This window comes from Sphingorhabdus sp. (assembly GCF_029865925.1).
In the GTDB taxonomy this organism is placed as follows: domain Bacteria; phylum Pseudomonadota; class Alphaproteobacteria; order Sphingomonadales; family Sphingomonadaceae; genus Sphingorhabdus_B.
Genome location: NZ_JARXAI010000061.1, coordinates 1 through 19,183 on the forward strand (window position 1 = coordinate 1; position 19,183 = coordinate 19,183).

General features: G+C 54.4%; 20 protein-coding genes and 1 tRNA gene. 8 read left to right on the top strand and 13 right to left on the bottom strand.

Going from position 1 to position 19,183, the window contains the following annotated elements:
• A partial coding sequence (locus tag QE270_RS05830) for a bacteriorhodopsin (RefSeq protein WP_300036562.1) occupies positions 1 to 303 on the bottom strand: 303 nt, incomplete at its 3' end.
• 66 nt (positions 304 to 369) lie between these two features.
• Here QE270_RS05830 and QE270_RS05835 point away from each other — a divergent pair.
• Entirely contained in the window at positions 370 to 669 is a 300-nt protein-coding gene (locus tag QE270_RS05835) for a hypothetical protein (protein WP_300036565.1), read from the top strand.
• A gap of 97 nt (positions 670 to 766) precedes the next feature.
• Here the strand turns inward: QE270_RS05835 and glnA are convergent, their stop codons facing one another.
• The 6 genes from glnA to QE270_RS05865 all read right to left on the bottom strand — a co-directional run bounded on the left by glnA (position 767) and on the right by QE270_RS05865 (position 8,694).
• Positions 767 to 2,179 carry a type I glutamate--ammonia ligase gene (gene glnA, locus QE270_RS05840; protein ID WP_300036568.1) on the bottom strand — a complete coding sequence of 471 codons (1,413 nt, stop codon included), beginning with the start codon at positions 2,177 to 2,179 and terminating at the stop codon, positions 767 to 769.
• A 46-nt stretch (positions 2,180 to 2,225) separates the two neighbouring features.
• Entirely contained in the window at positions 2,226 to 2,564 is a 339-nt protein-coding gene (locus QE270_RS05845; protein WP_125231011.1) for a P-II family nitrogen regulator, read from the bottom strand.
• A 172-nt stretch (positions 2,565 to 2,736) separates the two neighbouring features.
• Positions 2,737 to 4,929 (bottom strand): PQQ-dependent dehydrogenase, methanol/ethanol family, encoded by a 2,193-nt coding sequence (locus QE270_RS05850; RefSeq protein WP_300036572.1) that lies wholly within the window; start codon positions 4,927 to 4,929, stop codon positions 2,737 to 2,739.
• A gap of 69 nt (positions 4,930 to 4,998) precedes the next feature.
• Entirely contained in the window at positions 4,999 to 5,664 is a 666-nt protein-coding gene (locus tag QE270_RS05855) for a DJ-1/PfpI family protein (protein ID WP_300036575.1), read from the bottom strand.
• Positions 5,665 to 5,685: 21 nt separating this feature from the next.
• Positions 5,686 to 6,873 carry an acetyl-CoA C-acyltransferase gene (locus tag QE270_RS05860; protein WP_300036578.1) on the bottom strand — a complete coding sequence of 396 codons (1,188 nt, stop codon included), beginning with the start codon at positions 6,871 to 6,873 and terminating at the stop codon, positions 5,686 to 5,688.
• A gap of 84 nt (positions 6,874 to 6,957) precedes the next feature.
• Positions 6,958 to 8,694, bottom strand: a complete 1,737-nt coding sequence (locus QE270_RS05865; RefSeq protein ID WP_300036581.1) for a class I adenylate-forming enzyme family protein — start codon at positions 8,692 to 8,694, stop codon at positions 6,958 to 6,960.
• Positions 8,695 to 8,812: 118 nt separating this feature from the next.
• On the opposite strand from QE270_RS05865, the gene QE270_RS05870 reads away from it, so the two are divergent.
• Positions 8,813 to 10,234, top strand: coding sequence for a coniferyl aldehyde dehydrogenase (locus tag QE270_RS05870; RefSeq protein ID WP_300036584.1), 1,422 nt, complete (start codon positions 8,813 to 8,815; stop codon positions 10,232 to 10,234).
• 89 nt (positions 10,235 to 10,323) lie between these two features.
• Positions 10,324 to 10,407, top strand: a tRNA-Leu gene (locus tag QE270_RS05875).
• Positions 10,408 to 10,495: 88 nt separating this feature from the next.
• Here QE270_RS05875 and QE270_RS05880 read toward each other — a convergent pair.
• The 3 genes from QE270_RS05880 to QE270_RS05890 form a co-directional block, all read right to left on the bottom strand.
• The gene (locus tag QE270_RS05880) at positions 10,496 to 11,218 is read right to left on the bottom strand and encodes an SDR family NAD(P)-dependent oxidoreductase (RefSeq protein WP_300036587.1); all 723 of its coding nucleotides are present in this window, start codon (positions 11,216 to 11,218) and stop codon (positions 10,496 to 10,498) included.
• 64 nt (positions 11,219 to 11,282) lie between these two features.
• Complete coding sequence (locus QE270_RS05885) at positions 11,283 to 12,269, bottom strand: quinone oxidoreductase (protein WP_300036740.1); 987 nt, start codon at positions 12,267 to 12,269, stop codon at positions 11,283 to 11,285.
• Positions 12,270 to 12,437: 168 nt separating this feature from the next.
• Positions 12,438 to 13,733, bottom strand: coding sequence for an MFS transporter (locus QE270_RS05890; protein ID WP_300036590.1), 1,296 nt, complete (start codon positions 13,731 to 13,733; stop codon positions 12,438 to 12,440).
• A 130-nt stretch (positions 13,734 to 13,863) separates the two neighbouring features.
• Between QE270_RS05890 and pgsA the strand changes: the two genes are divergently transcribed.
• Genes pgsA through QE270_RS05905 form a run of 3 tightly spaced genes read left to right on the top strand, consistent with a single transcriptional unit; the run spans position 13,864 to position 15,129 of the window.
• Complete coding sequence (gene pgsA, locus QE270_RS05895) at positions 13,864 to 14,436, top strand: CDP-diacylglycerol--glycerol-3-phosphate 3-phosphatidyltransferase (protein WP_300036593.1); 573 nt, start codon at positions 13,864 to 13,866, stop codon at positions 14,434 to 14,436.
• Positions 14,437 to 14,440: 4 nt separating this feature from the next.
• Positions 14,441 to 14,692: a molybdopterin converting factor subunit 1 gene (gene moaD / locus QE270_RS05900; RefSeq protein ID WP_300036596.1), complete on the top strand. Its 252-nt coding sequence runs from the start codon at positions 14,441 to 14,443 to the stop codon at positions 14,690 to 14,692.
• On the top strand, positions 14,689 to 15,129 hold the full coding sequence (locus QE270_RS05905) for a molybdenum cofactor biosynthesis protein MoaE (RefSeq protein ID WP_300036599.1): 441 nt from the start codon (positions 14,689 to 14,691) through the stop codon (positions 15,127 to 15,129). Before moaD ends, QE270_RS05905 begins: the two co-directional genes overlap by 4 nt.
• A 3-nt stretch (positions 15,130 to 15,132) precedes the next feature.
• Here QE270_RS05905 and QE270_RS05910 read toward each other — a convergent pair whose 3' ends face one another.
• Positions 15,133 to 16,038 (bottom strand): hydrogen peroxide-inducible genes activator, encoded by a 906-nt coding sequence (locus QE270_RS05910; protein ID WP_300036602.1) that lies wholly within the window; start codon positions 16,036 to 16,038, stop codon positions 15,133 to 15,135.
• A gap of 157 nt (positions 16,039 to 16,195) precedes the next feature.
• Between QE270_RS05910 and epsC the strand changes: the two genes are divergently transcribed.
• Positions 16,196 to 16,918: a serine O-acetyltransferase EpsC gene (gene epsC, locus QE270_RS05915; RefSeq protein ID WP_300036605.1), complete on the top strand. Its 723-nt coding sequence runs from the start codon at positions 16,196 to 16,198 to the stop codon at positions 16,916 to 16,918.
• Entirely contained in the window at positions 16,915 to 17,259 is a 345-nt protein-coding gene (locus QE270_RS05920; protein WP_300036608.1) for a DUF2794 domain-containing protein, read from the top strand. The genes epsC and QE270_RS05920 overlap by 4 nt, the downstream gene beginning before the upstream one ends.
• Positions 17,260 to 17,307: 48 nt before the next feature.
• Here the strand turns inward: QE270_RS05920 and QE270_RS05925 are convergent, their stop codons facing one another.
• On the bottom strand, positions 17,308 to 18,210 hold the full coding sequence (locus QE270_RS05925) for an SDR family NAD(P)-dependent oxidoreductase (protein WP_300036611.1): 903 nt from the start codon (positions 18,208 to 18,210) through the stop codon (positions 17,308 to 17,310).
• Between the two features lie 269 nt (positions 18,211 to 18,479).
• The gene (gene phoB, locus QE270_RS05930) at positions 18,480 to 19,175 is read right to left on the bottom strand and encodes a phosphate regulon transcriptional regulator PhoB (protein ID WP_300036614.1); all 696 of its coding nucleotides are present in this window, start codon (positions 19,173 to 19,175) and stop codon (positions 18,480 to 18,482) included.
• Positions 19,176 to 19,183: the final 8 nt, after the last annotated feature.

Sequence of the window (19,183 nt, forward strand, 5' to 3'; positions counted from 1 at the left end):
GAGAAGCAATGGCACGGTCAGCAACCAATCGACATAACGATAGGCGTCGTTAAATGCATAGCCGCTTGCGGTCACGATGCCGCCTTCAACGGAATATGCACCTTCCCAGCTTTCGAAAATGCGGAAATAGTGATATGCGGCAATGGCTGTAACCAAGCCGGAAATGGTAAGCGCGGTCTTGTAGGCTGGACCTACTTGCGACCGGCCAAGCCACAAAAACAGCGTAGCCGCTGCCATGGTGGCAAATGTAAATGAAAATGCGTTATAGACCAATGAATATTGGCCAAATGTTAAATTTTCCATGTTTCTCTCCCTTTTTGCGACCCATTACAAATGTAAGAATCCGCAACGGTAAGCTAAGGATTCGAGGTGTCAACCCATCCTATATACCGTGTTTTCACTATACTTGAGCTTGGCCAAATGCCGACCGATATTTCGACGCGCATCATATGGATGCGCAAATATTTGCGTTCCAGGCTACAGTCGCGGCGTATCACTCAAAACAGTGCGCAATATGCCCGCCGCGAACTAACCGCGATTGAGGCCCAGAACCGCCAGTTCAACCGCGATGGTCGCTTTACGCAGCGTGAAGCGCAGATGATTGAAAAACGGCGGGACCGGTTGACAAAGCGGCTTGACAAAAACTGGTGCCAAGCCCTCAATTACTGAGCTGCCTAATAAAAGGTCCGCATAGCAGTTGTAAAAAGATAAGGCCCGGCAGTCCCCCAACTGCCGGGCCTTTAGCTAGCGATCCGATGCGTCGGGATCAGTAGCTATAGTACATGTCGAACTCGACGGGGCTTGGCGTCATTTCCCAACGGGCGACGTCTTCCATCTTCAATTCGATATAGCTTTCAATCTGGTCCTTAGAGAACACGTCACCCTTCAACAGGAAGTCGTGATCTGCGGCCAGACAATCCAATGCTTCACGAAGCGAACCAGCGACAGTTGGAACCTGCGCAAGCTCTGCAGGTGGCAGGTCATAAAGGTTTTTGTCCATCGCCTCGCCGGGGTGGATCTTGTTCTGGATGCCGTCAAGGCCGGCCATAAACAAAGCGGCATAGCATAGATACGGGTTTGCCATTGCGTCGGGGAAGCGCACTTCCACGCGCTTAGCCTTGGACCCTGCGCCATAGGGAATACGGCATGAGGCCGAACGGTTACGTGCCGAATAGGCAAGCAACACAGGCGCTTCATAGCCTGGAACCAAACGCTTGTAGCTGTTCGTAGTCGGGTTTGAAAAAGCGTTGATCGCCTTGGCATGCTTGATGATGCCGCCGATGAAATACAGGCACATGTCGGAGAGACCGGCGTAACCGTCGCCAGCAAAGAGAGGTGTTTTGCCTTCCCAGATCGACAAATGGGTGTGCATGCCCGAGCCATTATCTTCCTTGATTGGCTTCGGCATAAACGTTGCGGTCTTGCCATATGCATGCGCCACCTGATGCACGACATATTTGTAGATTTGCATGCGGTCAGCGGTCTCTGTCAGCGTGCCAAAGGTCAAACCAAGCTCATGCTGAGCTGCGGCAACCTCATGATGGTGCTTGTCGCAAGGCAGACCCATTTCCAACATGGTCGAAACCATCTCGCCACGGATATCCATCGCGCTATCAACAGGTGCTACCGGGAAATAGCCGCCCTTGGCACGTGGGCGATGCCCCATGTTGCCGCCTTCATATTTCGTGCCGCTGTTGGTGGGCAGTTCGATATCGTCAATCTTGTAATAGGATGTGCTGTAGCTATTTTCGAAACGCACATCGTCAAACATGAAGAATTCAGCCTCTGGGCCTACATAGACCGTGTCGCCAATGCCAGTTGTTTTCAGATAGGCTTCGGCGCGCTTGGCAGTCGAACGTGGGTCGCGGCTGTACAGTTCGCCAGTCGATGGTTCTACGATGTCGCAGAAAATGATCATCATCGGCGTGGCCGAGAACGGATCGATGTACACCGCTTCAAGATCTGGCTTAAGGATCATGTCGGATTCGTTGATTGCCTTCCAGCCCTCGATCGACGAACCGTCAAACATCAGGCCGTCTTCCAGCTCATCTTCACCAATGACGCCAGCGCACATCGTTAGATGCTGCCACTTGCCCTTGGGATCGGTGAAACGGACATCGACCCACTCGATTTCCTCGTCCTTAATACGCTTGACAATGTCCTTGGCTGAAGTGCCCATAGTGCGTTCCTTCTTTTGCTTGTCTTTTTTGACTGATTTGGATTTTTTAGACGGCATCGTTATCGCGTTCGCCCGTACGAATGCGCAACGCAGTCTCAACGGGGATAACGAAAATCTTGCCATCGCCGATGCGTCCGGTTTGCGCTGCGGCGGCGATTGCTTCGACCACACGGTCTGCAAGGCCGTCTTCGACAACAACCTCAAGCTTCACCTTAGGCAGGAAGTCGACCACATATTCTGCGCCGCGATACAATTCTGTATGGCCCTTCTGGCGGCCAAATCCCTTGGCTTCGGTCACTGTGATGCCCGATACGCCTACTTCATGCAGCGCCTCTTTTACCTCATCCAGTTTGAACGGCTTGATGATCGCTTCGATCTTTTTCATGACTTTCTCCTGTATGCCGCGTGAGACAGATACTCCGCGCGCGCGGGTTATGAATTGGCCTTATCAAGCATCGTGCCAGATCACGTTGCACACAAACACTGGATTTAAAGGCTATCCAAACGCTGGCATCTGCCTAAATTTTAGGCAGATGCCAGATTCATGGGCAGCAGTTTTACTTGGCCGCCTTTTTGCTGCCCCCGCCCAAAGCGGCGTCGTTTGCCTTGGCGTAATGCGCGCGGCTCACAACATAAGCGCGCATTTGCTCTGCCTCTTTCGGGGTAAGCACGGAGCTAAAGCTGACCATGCCGTTGCCCTTCAATATTCCGTCGATGACAACAGATTTCCAGACCGCGGCATCTGCAATGGTTCCAGATTTGCGCAGATCGGGCAGGACGCCGTTTCCAACCGCACCTGGGCCGTGGCAGACAAGGCAATAGCGCTGATAGTTTGATCCACCTGCTGCGATATCGGCTGGTGTGCCGAACTGCTTGGGCGGTGCCCAGACATAAGGCGGCGTTTCGGGCACGGCGGGTAGCGCAATCTTGCCACCCAGCTTAAGCACGATCAAACGGGGCAGATTGGGCACCGCGGCGCTGGTTGCACCAGCATAACCCGACACAAGCGGGAATGCGCCTCCCTTGCTGGTCAGGAACGCGACATATTGTTCGCCATCAACGGTATAGGTAGAGGCGCCTGATAGCACACCTGACTGCACATTAAGGTTTAGCAATTGCTTGCCTGTGTCTGCAGCATACGCGCGGAATTCACCCATCGCCGTGCCTTGAAATACCAAATTGCCCGCAGTGGTCATCGTGCCACCATTCCAGGATGCAGGATGATCAACAGTCCATTTCGCTTTGCCAGTTTTGGGATCGAACGCCACCAGCTTGCCCGTTGTTGCTGCTTTCACGGCCTTCACAAAATTGGTGTCATCGGGAAGGTCGGCCGTGGCCATTGCCCCGCCGACATTAAAACCAATCGGTTTGCGCTCCTGTTCATTCGGCGCAACCGGTGGGAGATACGCGCCGCCGATGTACATAGCAGGAATATAAACAAGTCCAGTGGCCGGGTTATAGCTCATCGGGTGCCAGTTATGTGCGCCCAGTGCCGACGGGTTGGCCAAAAAGAGCTTGCCGGTTTTTTCATAACGCGCTGCGGGATTTTCAATCGGCCGTCCGGTCTTCAGGTCGTAACCCGTTGCCCAGGTGATGCCGTCAATAAACGGGTTTGCCGACAACAACTTGCCATTCAAACGGTCGATCGTGAAGAAAAAGCCGTTTTTGGGCGCGTGATAGAGAACCTTCCGGTCCTTGCCGTCCCGCTTTTCGGTGGCCAATATGATGGGCTGGGTTGCCGTATAATCCCAACTTTCGGCTGGTGTTTCCTGATAATGCCAGACATATTTGCCCGTATCTGGCTTTAGCGCGACAATGGAGGACAGGAATAAATTGTCGCCTTCGCCATTTGAACGAATGCCGTGGTTCCATGGGTTGCCGTTGCCAACGCCAAGATAGAGTTGATCAAGTTCCGCATCATATACAATCGCGTCCCAAACCGTCCCGCCGCCGCCGCTTTCACGCCAGTCGCCCTTTTTGGGCTTGCTGCTCCAAGTACTGGTTGCTGCCGTTTTCAGGATGTCGTCGCTCGCGGCATTGTCGGGTTTGCCCGCAGGGTTTGGCGTCGTGTAGAAGCGCCAAGCTTGCGCGCCAGTGGCGGCATCGTACGCCGTGACATAGCCTCGTGCGCCAAATTCCGCGCCGCCGAATCCGATGACAACCTTGTCCTTCACCACGCGGGGAACGCCCGTAATCGTGCCATTGGATTTGAGATCAAGCGTCTGGACGCTCCAGTTCTGCTTTCCGGTGCTGGCATCAAGTGAAATCAGGCGGCCATCAATTGTGCCAACGAAAACACTGCCCTTCCAAAACGCAACTCCGCGATTGACCACGTCGCAGCAGGCTTTGACGCCGCGCGCTTTGTCGACTTTGGGGTCGAAGCTCCACAATGGCTTGCCGGTTTTGGCATCATAGGAAAAGACTTTCGACCATGCCGTTGATACAAACATCTTGCCGTCAACTACGACCGGTGTGGCCTCTTGCCCGCGCGCATCGGGCAGGTCGGCAAACCAAGCGATGCCCAAATCTTTTACGTTGCTGTCATTGATCTGCGTGAGCGGACTGTGCCGTTGTTCGTCATAATTGAAACCGGTCATTGCCCAGTTGGACCCGTCGCCGCCGGTTTTCAGATAACCACCATCAATCGCTGCAAACGCTGGATTATCAGACTCTAGCGTCGTTTTTTGGCAAGATCCCAATAACAATGCCGCGCCTGCAAATGCTGTTGCGACCAAAAGCTTCTTTATCATTTTTTCTCTCCCGAAGAGAGAAACTATGCCGATGCTTGGCCTGCGTCCAGTCGAAATCTAATCAACGGATTAAATTATGTTTTTAATCACGATTTCCATTTCTGCCGCAGCCTTGTCGTAGACGCTTGCGCGCAGATGACGAACAGTTTCATGGTTAGAGCGCGCGAGTGAACCACCACCAAAAGGCGGGGCGGGATCATATTCCAATGCAAGCTGAATAGTTCGGGCTAAGGCCTCGCCCGAGATCGCCGCAATAAGCTCAAGCGCGAAATCAATGCCTGAGGTCACGCCACCTGCCGTGATCACATTACCATCACGCACGACCCGCGCTGGCTGGTGCATGGCGCCGAATAGGGGAAGAAACTGCGTGTAAGCCCAATGGCACGTTGCCTTTTTGCCTTGAAGTAAGCCAGCGGCGCCAAGGATGAACGCGCCTGTACACACGCTGGTGATGTAATCGGCACCCTTGGCTTGCTGGCGCACAAAATCGACGAGGGCTGTATCTGCAATCGCGTCACGTACGCCATGGCCGCCGGGTACGCATAAAACATCCGCTTGCAGGCATTGCCCAAATCCAGATCGCGGCAGGATTGAAAAACCGCAATCAGTCTTAACCGCTGCGCCGTCTTTGCTAACAACATGTACCTTTGCGCCGGGCAGGCGCGACAGAAACTGCACTGGCCCGGTAAAATCGAGTTGGGTGACATTGTCGAACAAGACGAAAACGATATTCATATTGCCGGGCGTTGTAGACGTTTAGATAAGCTCAATTGCGAGCGCAGTCGCTTCGCCGCCACCAATACAGAGCGAGGCAAGCCCGCGTGTCTTGCCATGGCGTTGCATTGCGGCGACCAAGGTCGTGATGATCCGGGCACCCGATGCGCCAATGGGATGACCAAGCGCAGTGGCACCGCCATGGACGTTGATCTTGTCATGCGGAATGCCAAGGTCGTGCATCGCAAACATCGCGACGCAGGCAAAGGCCTCGTTCACTTCGAATAGATCAACATCGTCAATGGTCCAGCCTGCCTTTTCGAGGCATTTGTTTATCGCACCAATAGGGGCCGTAGTGAATGCCGAAGGCTCCTGCGCATGCGCGGCGTGCGCCACGATACGAGCAATAGGGGACTGTCCGTTGGCAGCCGCCACCGACTGACGGGTCAGGACAAGCGCAGCAGCACCGTCGGAGATCGACGAACTCGTTGCCGCAGTAATCGTGCCGTCTTTGGCAAAGGCAGGCTTCAGCGTTGGAATCTTGTCGGGCATGCCCTTGCCGGGTTGCTCGTCCGTGTCGACAATGACATCGCCTTTGCGGGTGGCGACGGTCACGGCGACGATTTCTTGCTTAAACGCGCCATCGGCAATCGCGCTTTGGGCGCGGCGCAGCGATTCAATCGCATATGCGTCTTGCGCCTCGCGGGTCAGTTTATAATCGTTGGCGGTGTCCTGCGCGAACGTGCCCATAGCGCGGCCGGCTTCATATGCATCTTCAAGGCCATCAAGGAACATGTGGTCATAAGCCGTATCATGACCAATGCGCGCGCCGCCGCGATGTTTTTTCAGCAAATAGGGGGCGTTTGTCATGCTTTCCATACCGCCGGCGATGACATAATCAACGGAACCAGCGGCCAACGCTTCGCTGCCCATGATGACGGTCTGCATGCCTGAACCGCATACCTTGTTTACCGTCGTTGCCTGCACGGACTTGGGTAAGCCAGCCTTAATCGCGGCCTGACGGGCAGGGGCTTGCCCCAAGCCTGCGGGTAAGACGCAGCCCATGTAGATCCGCTCAATCATTGCGCCATCAACGCCAGAGCGCTCAACCGCAGCCTTAACAGCAGTCGCGCCAAGGTCGGTCGCTGAAACGTCAGCCAATGCTCCTTGCATCGCACCCATTGGCGTTCGGGCGTAGGACAGGATTACGACGGGATCGGCATGGCTCATGGGAGATTTCCTTTAATTCTGATTTAGCGCCCTATAGTGCGCCGCAGCATCAAAAACAAATCGGAATACGCCAGTTGCGCCGCGTCAGAACAGTGCCTTTAATTCGCGTTTCAGGATTTTGCCGTTCGCGTTGCGTGGCAAAGTATCCTGCGTAAAAATGATTTTCACCGGAACCTTAAACTTGGCCAGCCGTTCGCTGACCCAGCTGCGAAGTTCGTCCTCTGTGGCGCTGGCGCCCGGTGCCAAATGCACGACAGCAGCTGGTTCTTCACCTAATGTCTGGTGCGGAATACCCACCAAGGCAGCGTCCGTGACCGCCGGATGTTCATAGAGAATATTCTCGACTTCCGACGAATAGATATTCTCGCCGCCGCGGATAATCATGTCTTTGGCGCGGTCAACGATGAAGCAAAAACCTTCGTCGTCTACCCGCGCAAGATCGCCCGTGCGAACCCAGCCATCTACAAAAGTCTCTGCGGTGGCATCTGGCCGGTTCCAATAACCTTTAACAATTTGTGGACCGCGCGCCCATAATTCGCCGACCTCGCCGATGGGTAGTTCGGTGGCACCGTCCTCCGACATGATTTTCAGGTCTGACACGGCGACAGCAGGGCCGCAGCTGTCGGGACGGTTTAGATAATCTTCGGCAACATGTGACGTAACTGTCGCCATGGTTTCCGTCATGCCCCAGCCATTTCCCGGGAATGCGCCAAAGATTTCGTAAATCTTGCTAACCAGTTCAGGCGCCGACGGCGCGCCGCCATAGCTTATCGCGTCTATGGAGCTGAGATCATATTTTGCGCGGTCGGGATGTTCGATCAACTGCCAGGCAATGAAAGGCACGCCGCCCGTGGCATTTATCTTCTCGCGCTCGATAATCTCAAACGCCTTCACGGCATCCCATTTGTGCAAGAGTACGATTTTGTGACCCGCTTGGATCGTAGGCATCATCGATGCGGAGCAAGCCGTGACGTGGAACATCGGGATAACAAGCAATGAAGCCCGAATGCTTGGCTCAGGCAAAGCATCACCTCGACGCAGCACTGTCGCGGCGCCTGAATAGGCGCTGGAAAGGCCATTGGTGAGCAAATTGCGATGCGACCCTAATGCGCCTTTGGGTTTGCCAGTTGTGCCGCTGGTGTAAAAAATAGTGACTGCATCGTCGGGCGCAATTGCGACGTCGGGCAACGCCAGGTCAGGCAAATCGGCATAGCTTTTTGGTCCGCCAATCACGCTTTCGAGAGTTATTGCGGGTGCGGCCATCGCAGTGTCGTTTGTGCGGGCCACCAACACATGTTGAAGCGCAGGCATCTCTGCTTTGTGAGGCGCGATGCGGTCCCAGCGTTCGGCATCGCAGATTAGAACCGCCGCGCCCGAATCGGCTAAGCCGAAGGCAAGCTCTTCGCCCGTCCACCACGCGTTTAATGGCACGACAATCGCGCCTATTACCGCGCCGGCAAAAAAGGCGACGGGCCATTCGGGTAAGTTGCGCATGGCAAGCGCAACGCGGTCGCCCTTTTTGACGCCGCGGTCTTGCAGCGCTTGTGCCAGCGTCGCAACCGCACGGTGCCACGCCGCATAGGTCACGCGTTCATCGTCATAGACCACGAATTCACGTTCACCGAAAGATGTCTTGGCATGTTCGGCAAGTACCGCGAGATTGGGCAAAGCGTTCTTCCAAACGCGCGTTGGCACGCCTTCGATCTCGGCAGTTTCCATCTCGAATGGCATACCCGGCGCGCACAAAGCGGCCTTGACCTGATCGCGCGTGATCACTGGCCAACCCGCAGGTGGCGTCCATTTTTTCCCTGCCTCGATCATGTTCTCTCCAATTAATTGTCACGCTTTTCGCGTGTTCGCGACTTCGATACGCCAAAATGGTTTCAATGTGCAACGCTTCGCGCTAGCAATTCACCAACTGATTAAACGGAGAGAGAAAATGACAGCAAAAATGCAGACTGTATTAGAAAAGCAGCGCGCTGCGTTCACCGCCGCGATGCCAGAATCAATGGCGATGCGCCGCGACCGAATCGACCGCGCCATTGCGATGTTGATTGACCATGCCGAGGATTTTGCAAAGGCCGTTTCCGCAGATTTCGGTCATCGCAGCCGTGAACAAACACTGCTGACGGACATCATGCCATCGGTCAGCGCGATGAAGCATGCCAAGAAGCATTTTGAGAGCTGGGCTAAGGGTGAAAAGCGCAAACCTACCTTTCCGCTTGGCCTGCTCGGGTCAAAAGCTGAGATTGTATATCAACCAAAGGGCGTTGTCGGCGTTGTTGCGCCTTGGAACTTCCCTGTTGGTATGGTGATGGTGCCTATGGCTGGTATTCTTGCCGCTGGTAACCGGGCCATGATTAAGCCGTCGGAATTTACTGAGCGCGTATCGGCCTTGTTTGAAGAGGTCGTCCCGAAATATTTTACTGAAGAGGAAATGGCGGTTTTTACCGGCGATGCTGAAGTGGGCATGGCGTTTTCGAAATTGGCCTTTGACCATATGATCTTTACCGGCGCGACGGGCGTTGGACGGCATATCATGCGCGCAGCCGCGGATAATCTGGTGCCTGTAACGCTCGAACTTGGCGGCAAGTCGCCGACTATCGTTGGTCGTAGCGCAGACAAGAAAAAGGCAGGCGAACGAATCGCGTTGGGCAAGATGATGAACGCCGGACAGATTTGCCTCGCGCCGGATTACCTGCTGGTTGCTAGCGATCAGGAGGATGATATCATTGAAGCCGTGAAGGCTGGCGTCACCGCGCAATATCCGACATTGCTGCATAACGACGATTACACGTCGGTTGTGAATGGCCGCAATTATGAGCGGCTTCAGAGCTATCTTGATGATGCGCGGGAAAAGGGCGCGGAGTTGATTGAGGTCAATCCCGCTGGCGAAGATTTTGAATCGTCTAATGGTAACAAGATGCCATTGACCATTGTCCGCAACGTCACCGATGATATGAAGGTGATGCAGGAGGAAATCTTCGGTCCAATCCTGCCAGTGATGACCTATTCATCGATGGACGAAGCGATTGATTATGTGAACGCCCATGACAGACCTCTAGGGCTATATTATTTCGGTTCCGACAAAGCCGAGGAAGAGCGCGTACTAACGCGCACGGTCTCCGGTGGCGTTACTATTAACGATGTTGTTTTCCATAATGCCATGGAAGACCTGCCCTTTGGCGGAGTCGGGCCATCCGGCATGGGCAATTATCATGGCGCCGACGGTTTCAAAACCTTTAGCCATATGCGCGCGGTATACCGCCAAACCGGGGTTGATGTCGCCGGCATTGGCGGGTTCAAGGCCCCTTATGGCAAAGCAACGCTCAAGACGTTGGCAAAAGAGCTGAAGAAATAGGGGGCTGAGGAAATAAGGATGCACTTGCATCACAGCGGAGGCTCGGTTAGAGGATCCTCCGCTTCGACGGGTTCACCTGTCAAAGATGTGCCCCAGTGGTGGAATGGTAGACGCGCTGGATTCAAAATCCTGTTCTGAAAGGAGTGCCCGTTCGAGTCGGGCCTGGGGCACCACCACAATTTTCTTACATTGATGGCTCTCGGCACTTGCGAGCAATAAGGCATTAGCGGTCACGCCGCTAATGCTGCTCAATGCGCACCTTTAAAATTTGATCATGATCCGCCGGGTCAGCGCTGGCGATATCGAATAAACCAGCCGAAGCAGCTTCACCATGCCGACATTGGCCTCCTTGGAATTGGCCGCAATGGCGTCAACGATCTCCGCCGCGCACCCTTGTGCAGACATCTTTTTACCGTTCACGCGGCCACGCGTCATTGCGGTGTCTACCACTGGTGGAAGCGCCTCAATCACATGGACATTCGTGTCCCGCAAATTGTGGCGGAGTGACTGCGTAAAGCTACGCAGGCCAGCTTTTGTGGCGCAATAGACCGGCCCACCGGAGCGCGGGGCGATGGCAAGGCCCGACGTGACGTTAACGACCACTGCTTCAGGGCGTTGCAACAAGCCCGGCAGGAAATGTCCGATCAGATGCAACGGCGCATTAAGATTAAGAAATATGGCCTGATCAGTCAGCGCCAGATCCAGCGGTTCACCGGGACCAAAGTTACCGCTCATCCCCGCATTGTTGATGAGCATATCGATCGGCCGGCCTGATAATGCAGCGGCGAGCGCAGAACAACCATCGGCGGTCGATAGGTCGGCTTGTATCGCCTCGAGGCCCTCCAGACGTGCAGACTCCAGCAGGTCTTCGCGGCGACTACAAACAATTACCTTAGCGCCTTTGGCCAGCAATTGGCGCGCGATTTCGAGACCAATGCCTTCTGTGCCGCCCGTGACCAATGCAGTCTTGCCGTTGATATCCATGAACTTCCCTTCTTATAAAGGCTAGATATCTAGCGGTTACGCAGGGACATACCAGACCGAATCGTCACTTTATACCGGATGGAATCAGCACCGATGAACCAATGGTCTTGCGTGCTTCCAAATCGCGGTGCGCCTGCGCAGCACCTTCGAGTGCATAACGTTGCCCGATGGTCATCTCAATGACTCCCTGCCGGAACATGTCGAACACATATTCGGCGCCTGCCGCGCGTTCGGCTGGGTTATGGTAATAATCAAATAAGGTGGGGCGCGAGACATAAAGCGATCCCTTTTGGGCAAGCGTGGCGAGATTAACACCGCTTACGGGACCGCTGGCATTGCCATAACTGACGATCAAGCCGCGCCGCGCTGTTGCGATAAGCGACGTTTCCCAAGTCTCCAGTCCAACACCGTCGAAGGAAACCTCAACGCCCTTGCCACCGGTCAATTCGCGCACCTGCCGTGCGACATCTTCCTTGCCGTAAAGGATCACATGGTCTGCGCCCGCCGCGCGCGCCAGTGCCGCTTTTTCGTCCGTGCTGACCGTACCAATTACGCGCGCGCCAACATGCTTAAGCCATTGGACAAGCAATAATCCGACGCCGCCAGCGGCGGCATGGACCAAGACGTCCCATTGCGGTTGCACTTTGGCACAGCGTTCGACCAAAAATTCTGTAGTGCATCCCTTCAGCAAACCCGCCGCTGCCACCTCGTGGCTGATATCGTCGGGTACCCCGAACAGGCTATTGGCCGCGATGTTTCGCGCCGTACAATAAGCGCCAATCGTCGGTCCAAAAGTAGCGACTCGGTCGCCTACTTGCCAGTCGCTGACCCCGTCACCAACAGCTTCTATAATACCCGCAGCCTCCATGCCCAATCCGCACGGCTTCGCCATCGGATAAAGCCCGCTGCGATGATAGGTATCGATAAAGTTGAGGCCTACCGCAAGATTGCGCATCCGGACCTCGCCAGGCGCAGGTTCGGTAAGCTGCACATCGGCCCACTCAATAACCTCTGGTCCGCCGGTGCGTTGAATTTGAGCAAATCTTTCCATCATCCGACAACTCCTGATTTAAACCACGCAACTTAACAGACACATAACCTAACCGCCACCTTCAGTCGGTTTGGGGCGCACGGCGCCGCAATGGAAGTCTTTGCAGAAAAGGGAAAAGCCTAACTGTTAATGCTCATCCTCGGGACTTTTTTGGGGCGCTCACGCGTTTTATTGCGTGACCTGAAGCTCAGCGATAACGCAGGCTTTGTGAAGGCGCCAAGCAATCCATGCAGACACCAAACAGGCCGCGGCGATCATGAACAAAGTATCGGCGATGCTGACGCCGGCGCTTACCAGTAGGCCGTAAACAATCGCGCCGATCACCATCGCGCCCGAATTCACGATGTTATTGGCGGCAATCGTGCGCGCGGTCTGCGACTTTGCTACCGTGGTGGTCAAAAATGCATAGAGTGGAACCACAAACATCCCGCCGGCGATAGAGATGCCCAAGAGGTCGACTATTAAACGTTCTCCAGCGCCGAGCTTCAGGAATGTCAGCCAATTCATGAGCTCGGCACCGACCGGTCCCCAATGGCTTACGGTCCACCATAGATCGAGGACAAACAACCCCATCACGATCACCGATGCCGGAGCATATTTTGCCGATACTGCACCCTTTAGAAGGCGGTTGACGGCGATTGAGCCAATCGCGATTCCGATAGAGAAAAACGCCGTGAACAAGGTTGCAACCGTGTTATCGCCACCAAGTGCGTTCTTGACCATGGGTGGAAAAATAGATCCGAATACTGCGCCGATACCCCAGAAAAAGCTGATCGCTATAATTGCCAGGAACAGATGTGGGACATGCATGGTGTCACGCACAAGCTGCCAGCTGCTGCGGACGATGTTCCAATCCATTTTGGCGGTCGGCGCGTCGTTTTCCGGTGGAGCGGCTGGAACGGATTGGGCCGTAACTCGCCCTATGACTGCGACAAGTACGATGCAGACGCCCGCAATCTTTCCCGGGATGATCCCGCCTGCAATCGAGCCAGCCAATATGGCAAGATAGGTTCCAGCCTCCACAAGACCCGTTCCGCCGAGCACTTCGTCTTTTTCCAGATGCTGCGGCAAGATTGCGTATTTGATAGGCCCGAAAAAGGTCGAGTGCACACCCATCGCAAACAAAGCGACAAGCATCAGCGGGATATTGTGCAGATAGATACCGGCGGCACCAAAAAGCATGATGAAAATCTCCGCCGTTTTCACCATGCGGATGACCTTTGTCTTTTCAATGGTGTCTGCCAATTGTCCGGCCAGCGCAGAAAAAAGGAAAAACGGCAGGATGAACAATGCCCCTGCAATCGCGTTAAAACTAGCCTCTTGCGTTGGATCTGAGTAGATCTCGTACGTGACCAATATCACCATGGCCATTTTGTAAAAATTATCGTTGAAGGCGTTTAGAAACTGGGTGACGAAAAGCGGCAAAAACCTGCGCTTATTCATCAAAGACATTACGGTGGCCATATCTGTATCAGATCCCTGTGCGAACGTTGCACGTGCCTTAGCCGCCCCACTGAAACATGGCAAAGCGCATTTAGGCAGATGGTTAAATAGCTGCGTGATTTTGCTATGATATGGCGCTATCACATAAATCATGTTTAGCCTGCCCAACATCTTGACGATGTCACGTATCTTCGCCGTGCCGATATTGGTTTTCCTGTTGTGGCCAGGAACAAAGCCATTCGGCGTGCAGCCAGTCCCCCTCGATTATGCGTTTGCCTTCATCTTATACTGCCTGATGGGCATTACCGATTATTTCGACGGCTACCTTGCCCGGGCGCAGGGAACGGTATCCAAGCTGGGGGTCTTTCTTGATCCAATTGCCGACAAAATCATGGTGGCCGCTGTTATATTGATGCTCGTTTTTACCCGCGATGTTGATGGCTGGCATGTGATTGCGGCGTTAGTCATATTGCTGCGTGAAATGATAGTATCGGGCCTACGCGAATTCCTTGCTGGATTGCAGATTTCAGTTCCCGTGTCGAAGCTCGCGAAATGGAAGACAACATTTCAACTCGTGTCGCTTGGGGGCATCATATTGGCCGGATCGCTGCCCGATTGGATATTGCTTAAGCAAGCGGCGCTGGCGTTGTTGTGGATTGCAGCGGTGCTGACGATGATTACCGGTTGGGATTATTTGCGCGTCGGCATCAAGCATATGGATTGACCGCGTGAAACTTGTTTACTTTGCCAGCGTACGCGAAGCTATCGGGCTATCTTCGGAAGACCGTGATATTCCTTATGGTGCGCGCACGGTGGGCGATTTTGTGGTTTGGTTGCGTGGGCAATCCCAAGGACACGCCGTTGCTTTGGATGACTTATCACGTCTGCGTTTTGCCTTGGACCAGAATATGGTCACAGCCGATGCGTTGCTGGTCGATGGGGAAGAGCTTGCGATTTTCCCACCGGTAACCGGCGGATGAAAAAGGTGCGCATCAGTAATACACCGATTACGACTGAGGCGGAGCTCTCGACGCTTGCAGGTATAGGTGGCGGTGCGCTGTCCAGTTTCACTGGCATTGTGCGGGATGATGGCGGGGTAACTGCCATTGAGTTGGAACATTATCCCAGTATGACCGAGGCGTGCCTCTCGCGGGTCATAGAGGCTGCTACAGCGCGATGGTCGCTGCTCGGCGCTGTCGTCACCCATCGCGTCGGTATTGTTCCTGTGGGGGATCCTGTGGTCGTCGTGGGGGCGGCGTCGTTGCACCGGGCAGAGGCACTTGAGGCCACGGCTTTTCTCATTGATCGCCTAAAGACTGACGCGCCATTTTGGAAGCGTGAACATTACGCCGATGGCACCGCCAAATGGGTGGAAGCCAAATTGAGTGATGACACACGTTCCGAACGCTGGGCCTAGCTTTCAGTTTCCGTGCAAGCCCCGAAGCGCATCTGCCAGCAACTCAAATTCTTCGCGGCGCGGGCTGTTGGTTCGCCACACCAAAGCAATTTCGCGTGACGCATGTTCGGCGTTTAATGGACGGGCTTGGACGTCAGTTCCATTGAGTAAGCCGGCTTTCACAGCCATTTCCGGGATGATCGTCAGGCCAAGGCCATTGTCGACCATCTGCACCAACGTGTGCAATGAAGTGCCCAGCATCGTCGCAAAGGCCCGCATTTCGGGCCTGTTACAGGCTGCAAGCGCATGGTCCTTAAGACAATGGCCATCAACCAACAGCAGCATCCGGCTTTCATCGATCAATTCGGGCGTAATGCTCTCGGGCGGATCGCGCGGGTCGTCCTTAGGAAATGCAACATAAAGACGGTCCTCAAAAAGCGTAGCCTTTTCAACATCGCCGGACGCAAAAGGAAGCGCTAAGAGGACGCAATCGACCTGCCCGTGATGGAGTGCCTCAATCGCGGCGGCGCTGGCTTCTTCGCGCAAGTATAGCTTGAGATCAGGATATTGCTTGCGGAGCGCGGGTAATAATTTGGGTAGCAGAAATGGTGCGATTGTTGGAATGACGCTCATGCGCAGGTCATCAGCCAAGGGCTTACCCACCGAGCGCGCCATTTCGGCTAGCTCTTCTGCTTCACGCAATATGCGGTGCGCCTTTGCGGCCATTTTGTTACCAAGCGGGGTAAAGCGCACAACGCGGCGTGTACGTTCGACCAGCATTAAACCAAGCAGAGATTCAAGCTCGCGGATCCCTGCCGAAAGCGTAGACTGGGTCACGAAACACGCCTCTGCGGCTTTGCCGAAATGGCCATGCTCTTGCAGCGAGACCAAATATTGCAGTTGCTTCAACGTCGGCAAGTAGGTGCTCATAAATCGACCTTGTTAATTAATATCAGTCATATAATCGCTTTTGCCGATTTTTACATAGTTATTTATAGCAAAGATACATCCTTCGCTGGAAAAGCTCCCACGAAAGTCTTAACTTGGAACCAATCATCAGGTCCTTCAAAGGACAGCAGGGTCATTTATGTTTATTTCTAATCTCATCGATTATCTGGACTCGATCAAAGAGCGAGACCCAGCGCCGCGTTCGCGGTGGGAAATATTGTTGTATCCTGGCGTCTGGGCGGTGGGCTATCATCGCCTGGCGCACTGGCTGTTTCTAGGCCAAATGTTTTTCCTGGCGCGACTGGTAAACCATTTCGCCCGTTTTATAACCGGAATTGATATTCACCCCGGCGCGAAAATCGGAAGCAATTTTTTCCTCGACCATGGTTTTAGCGTCATTGGCGAAACCGCGGAAATTGGTGACAACGTAACCATGTATCAAAATGTCACGCTTGGCGGCACGAACCCGACAACGGGGATGGGCGGCAAGCGGCACCCAACGATATTAGATAATGTCATCATTGGTTCGGGCGCGCAGATACTTGGACCAATCACAGTGGGCGAACGGGCGCGGATCGGGGCTGCTGCCGTTGTAACCGACGACGTGCCAGCTGGCGCAACAATGATTGGGCAAAAAGCACGTTCGACATTGGTGCAGGCAGAAACCTATGCGCGTGACTTTATGCCCTATGGCACGCCCTGCCGCGAGATGTTTGACCCCGCGACCCAAAGCCTTGAGATCATGCAATGCGAGATTGAGACTTTACGCAAAAAGGTTGCGGAGATGATGGAAGAACGCGATGCCACGGCCCTTGACGCGCCAGCCAAGCCGCGCCGATCCAAAGGAAGTACGGCCAGTTGAGCGCGGTCATCACGCCCTTTCCCGGGCTCAGCCGACATAATCAGGTCGGCTTCGAAAAGAGCGAACTGACACAGATCCTGAACCTTTATGGGCGGATGGTTGCGGCGGGCAACTGGCGGGATTACGCCATTGACCTGGGCCGAGACGCCGCTGTGTTCAGCATGTTCCGGCGCGCTACCGAACGGCCCGAATATCGCATCGAAAAACGACCCGCTTTGCGCAACCGTCAGGGCATGTGGGCTTTGGTTGGCGAGGGTGGCGCAATACTCAAGCGTGGCCATGATCTTGGACCAGTGCTGGCGCCTGTCGAACGCAAGCTCATGAAATTGGTCGACGCATAAAAAAGCCCGGCCAATGACCGGGCTTGTTCGATTTGCTATTGGCGGATCTTAACCGAGCGCTTGCAACGCCTTCATCACGGCGATCGATTGTTCGCCACCCGACTGGGGAACGGTCTCACCAGTGCGATCGATGATTTTGTCCCATGCTCGTGCGAAACCTTCTACATTACGGTCTTCTTGACGCAGTGCGACGCCGGGGGTCATGGTGACATAGGCTGCGTGGTATCCGCCGCCGCCAGCTCCAATGATCATGTTGGTCGGCGCGTCTTCGCTCACCAAGTAAAGCGCGGCTGGCACGACATTTTCAGGTGTAAACTGTTCGAAAAGACCTTCTGGGAAGATGTCTTCGGTCATCCGTGTGCCAGCAACCGGCGCGAGTGAATTGACGCGAACATTATACTTCGCACCTTCAAGATGCAGCGTCTTGGTAAAGCCAGCAAGGCCAAGCTTGGCAGCGCCATAATTGGCTTGTCCAAAGTTTCCGTAGAGCCCAGTCGACGACGTGGTCATCAAGATGCGGCCATAAGCCTGGTCACGCATGGTATCCCAAACCGCCTTTGTGCAGTTGGCGGAACCCATGACATGCACCTGAAGCACGAGGTTGAAGTCAGGCATATCCATCTTGGCAAAGCTCTTGTCACGCAAGATACCAGCGTTGTTAATCAGTATGTGCACGCCGCCAAAGGCCTCTTTCGCCTTGGCTACCATTTCGACCATCTGTTCATATTCGGTTACGCTGCCGCCATTGGCCATCGCTTCGCCACCAGCGGATTTGATCTGCTCAACGACTTGCGCCGCTGCATCAGATGTACCGGTACCATCGCGTGCGCCGCCCAGATCATTGACCACCACTTTGGCACCACGCTTGGCGAGTTCAAGGGCATAAGCCTTGCCCAAACCGCCGCCTGCACCCGTTACAATTGCAACCTTGTCTTTAAAACTGATGGTCATAGTCTATCTCCAATATGCACAACGGACAAAACCGCCATATTTGCCCGCGTCTTGGCATGGCCAGTCACTTGACGCAAGCGTAAAGCAGGGTCGGAAAGGCTGGTACGAAAAGAGAATTTAATCCTAAAGACACAATCACCAAATTGCCTTCCACGCGTCATCAATGGATGATCTATTTTGTAGGAAGTCGCAATGAATCCCCACTGTCTTGCCACCGCACCTGCAACGCTGATTGGGTTTGGCGTTGGCGTGTTCGACCAGATTTCCTATTAGACGGCGTCTTGGTCCAATGAATAGCCCGCCGAACGGACCGTCCGGATGATGTCGCTGTCAAAGCCTTCGTTCAAGGCCTTGCGCAGACGGCGGATATGTACATCAACGGTGCGGATTTCGATGTCGCTATCATGGCCCCAGACGCTATCGAGCAAGCGCTCACGCGAAAAGACATGGCCTGGATATTCGAGGAAATGCTTGAGCAACCGGTATTCGGTCGGACCCAAAGGCACATGCTTACCACCGCGTTTCACCCTATGCGCGACGGTGTCCATTTCGACATCACCGAAGCGCAAGGCTTCGCCAGCCAGGGCTGGGCGTACGCGGCGGAGGACGGCCTTGGCACGGGCAACGAGCTCGCGTGGTGAAAACGGCTTGGTGACATAATCATCAGCACCGATTTCAAGTCCACGTATCCGGTCATCCTCTTCACCACGCGCGGTTAGCATGATGATTGGTACATTGGCGGTGTTGTCCGACTTGCGCAATTGGCGGCATACTTCGATGCCGGATAAATTCTCCAGCATCCAATCGAGCAATACCAAATCAGGAGTGCGCTCCTTGGCCATCAACAGCGCCTCTTCACCGTCGCCGGTGTGTTGGACGTCGAATTCTTCGCGTTCAAAATGCCAGCGTACCAACTCGGCAAGCGCACTGTCGTCTTCAACCAATAGCAATTGCGCCTTGGGCATATATATCT